4 protein-coding genes are annotated in these 2790 nt (G+C 67.2%); all 4 read right to left on the bottom strand.

The window, feature by feature from the left end; all coding sequences use genetic code 11:
* A partial coding sequence (locus J4650_RS22600) for a heme lyase CcmF/NrfE family subunit (RefSeq protein ID WP_208231563.1) occupies nt 1-1608 on the bottom strand: 1608 nt, incomplete at its 3' end.
* Nucleotides 1605-2084 (bottom strand): cytochrome c maturation protein CcmE, encoded by a 480-nt coding sequence (ccmE, locus tag J4650_RS22595; RefSeq protein WP_001053601.1) that lies wholly within the window; start codon nt 2082-2084, stop codon nt 1605-1607. The genes ccmE and J4650_RS22600, both read right to left, overlap by 4 nt.
* Nucleotides 2081-2293 carry a heme exporter protein CcmD gene (gene ccmD / locus J4650_RS22590; protein WP_000074110.1) on the bottom strand — a complete coding sequence of 71 codons (213 nt, stop codon included), beginning with the start codon at nt 2291-2293 and terminating at the stop codon, nt 2081-2083. Before ccmD ends, ccmE begins: the two co-directional genes overlap by 4 nt.
* Nucleotides 2290-2790: heme ABC transporter permease CcmC (gene ccmC, locus J4650_RS22585; protein ID WP_023993450.1), on the bottom strand; the 501-nt coding region annotated here is incomplete at its 5' end. The genes ccmD and ccmC, both read right to left, overlap by 4 nt.

Below are 2790 nucleotides of genomic sequence, written 5' to 3'. Positions count from 1 at the left end.
GTTGTCCCGCACCTCCCGGAAGGTGAAGCGGTAGTCGTGAATGGTCACGCTGTCGCCCGCCCGCATCCGCACGTCACGCTCCACGCTGTAATTCTGGCTGAAGGCGATGCCGGTAATCGTCACCGCCAGCCCGAGGTGCGCCGCCACCATTCCCCAGTAGCTGAGAGAGGTTTTCGTGCCGCGGGACACGCGCTGTACGGCTTCGGCCACCGCCAGCACCGCAATCCAGCAGGCCATCGCCATCCCCACCGCCGTCATGGCGATGATTTTATCTTCCAGCAGCCATGGCAACAGTACCGACAGCACCAGGGTGGAGACCAGGGCGGTGAGCAGCAGCGTCCTGATGTTACGCGGCCGGTCCCGGCCCCAGCGCACCAGCGGCCCCACCCCCAGCAGCAGGGCAAAGGGGACCATCAGCCAGGTGAACATGGTGTTAAAGAACGGCTCCCCCACCGAAATGCTGCCCAGCCCCAGCTGTTTGTGCACCAGCGGCAGCAGGGTGCCCAGCAGCACCACCAGCATGGCGGCCATCAGCAGGACGTTGTTGCCGAGCAGCAGCGACTCGCGCGACCACAGCGCGTTGTTCACCCGCGAACGCACCCTGTGCCCGCGCACGGCGAACAGCAGCAGCGAGCCGCCGGTGACCAGCACCATAAAGGCGAGGATAAACATTCCGCGCGCCGGGTCGGAGGCGAAGGCGTGCACCGACACCAGCACCCCGGAGCGCACCAGGAAGGTGCCCAGCAGGCACAGCGAGAAGGCGCAGATGGACAGCAGCAGCGTCCACGCCTTAAAGCCGGCGCGCTGTTCGGTGACCGCCAGCGAGTGCAGCAGGGCGGTGCCCGCCAGCCACGGCATAAAGGAGGCGTTCTCCACCGGGTCCCAGAACCACCAGCCGCCCCAGCCCAGCTCGTAGTAGGCCCACGCCGAGCCGAGCACGATGCCCAGCGTCAGGAACACCCACGCCGCCAGCGTCCACGGGCGGGCAAAACGGGTGAACGCGCTGTCCAGACGCCCGCTCAGCAGCGCGGCGATGGCGAAGGCGAAGGCCACCGAGAAGCCGACATAGCCCATGTACAGCAGCGGCGGGTGGAAAATCAGCCCCGGGTCCTGCAGCAGCGGGTTCAGGTCGCGCCCCTCCACCGGAAAGGCCGGCAGCGTGCGGGCGAACGGGCCGGAGGTGAACAGGATGAACGCCAGAAAACCGGCGCAGACCATCCCCATCACCGCCAGCACCCGGGCGACGATATCCGCCGGCACCCGCCGGCTGAACACCGCCACCGCCAGGGTCCAGCCGCTCATCAGCAGCACCCACAGCAGCAGCGAGCCCTCGTGCGCCCCCCAGGTGGCGGCCACCCGGTACCACACCGGCAGCTGCGTGTTCGAGTTGCCGGCGACATAGGCCACGGTGAAGTCGTTAACCACAAAGGCGTGCACCAGCACGAAAAACGCGCCCGCCACGCAGATAAACAGCAGCCAGGCGAACACCCCGGCCGACGCCATCATCCGCGCGTCACCGCGCGCCACGCCCCACAGCGGGTAAACGGACAGCAGCAGCGCCACGCCGAGCGCCAGGCACAGCAGCGCGTGGCCGTATTCAGGCATCATGATGAGGTGTCCTTATCAGCGCGTTGCGGGCGGCGGTGGTTTTCCTGCATCGCCTTTTCCACTTCCGGCGGGGTGTAGTTCTCGTCATGTTTGGCCAGCACCTCCTGCGCCAGGACGTGGTTGCCCTTCTCCAGGGTGCCCTGCACCACCACCCCCTGCCCCTCGCGGAACAGGTCCGGCAGTATCCCCTCATAGCTCACCGTCACCGACCCTTCGGCGTCGTAGAGGCTGAAGTTCACCTTCAGCGAGTCCGGGTCGCGCCTGACGCTGCCGGGCATCACCATCCCGCCGACGCGCAGGCGCTGGCCCGCCGCCGGCAGCTGCTGCGTCTCGCGCTTGCCGTAGAGAATTTCGCCGGGGGTATAGAACAGGTCGATATTCGCGCGCAGCGCGTACAGGACCAGGGCGGTGGTCAGCGCCAGGCCCGCCAGCACCGCGCAGACCACCCATAGCCGGTTTTTACGTCGCAGGTTCACGCGGCCTCCTGTTGCGCCTGTGCGGCACGCATCCGCGCCTCGCGCGCCCGCTGCTGCGCCACGCCGCGCAGAATGGCCCGGCGCTGCAGCACCGTGTGCAGCGCCAGCAGCGCCAGCGGCGCCACGGTCATCGCCACCGCCAGCCAGACAAAAAAGGCGTACCCGCCCATGGCGAAAAAATCGCTCCACGATGAAAATGCCGGACTCACCGGTGCCCCCTTTTCAGTATCAGTTCGCTCACCCACGGGCGGCGTTTTTCCATCAGTAAAATCAGGTTGCGCATCCGCATCAGCGCCAGCGTCATAAAGAGCAGCAGGTAGCCGGCGATGGCCCAGCGCAGCGGCGAGCGCATCGCCGGGTCGATACTCTGCTGCATCCGCGTCGAGCCCTGGTGCAGGGTGTTCCACCACTCGACGGAATAGTGGATAACCGGCAGGTTCACCACGCCGACCAGCACCAGAATGCCCGCCGCGCGCCCGGCCATTTTACGGTCGTCAAAGGCGTGCCACAGGGCGATGACCCCGGCGTAGAGAAACAGCAGCACCAGCTCCGAGGTCAGGCGCGCGTCCCACACCCACCAGGTGCCCCACATCGGTTTGCCCCACGCCGCGCCGGTGACCAGCGCGATGAAGGTGTACACCGCCCCCACCGGCGCCATCGCCGCGACGGCAAGGCTGGCCATTTTCATCTGCCAGACCAGCCCGGT

The organism is Salmonella sp. 32120201201600049SM (assembly GCF_017572835.1).
GTDB classification, from domain to species: Bacteria; Pseudomonadota; Gammaproteobacteria; order Enterobacterales; family Enterobacteriaceae; genus Salmonella; species Salmonella enterica.
This window is presented reverse-complemented; position numbering and strand designations above follow the sequence as displayed.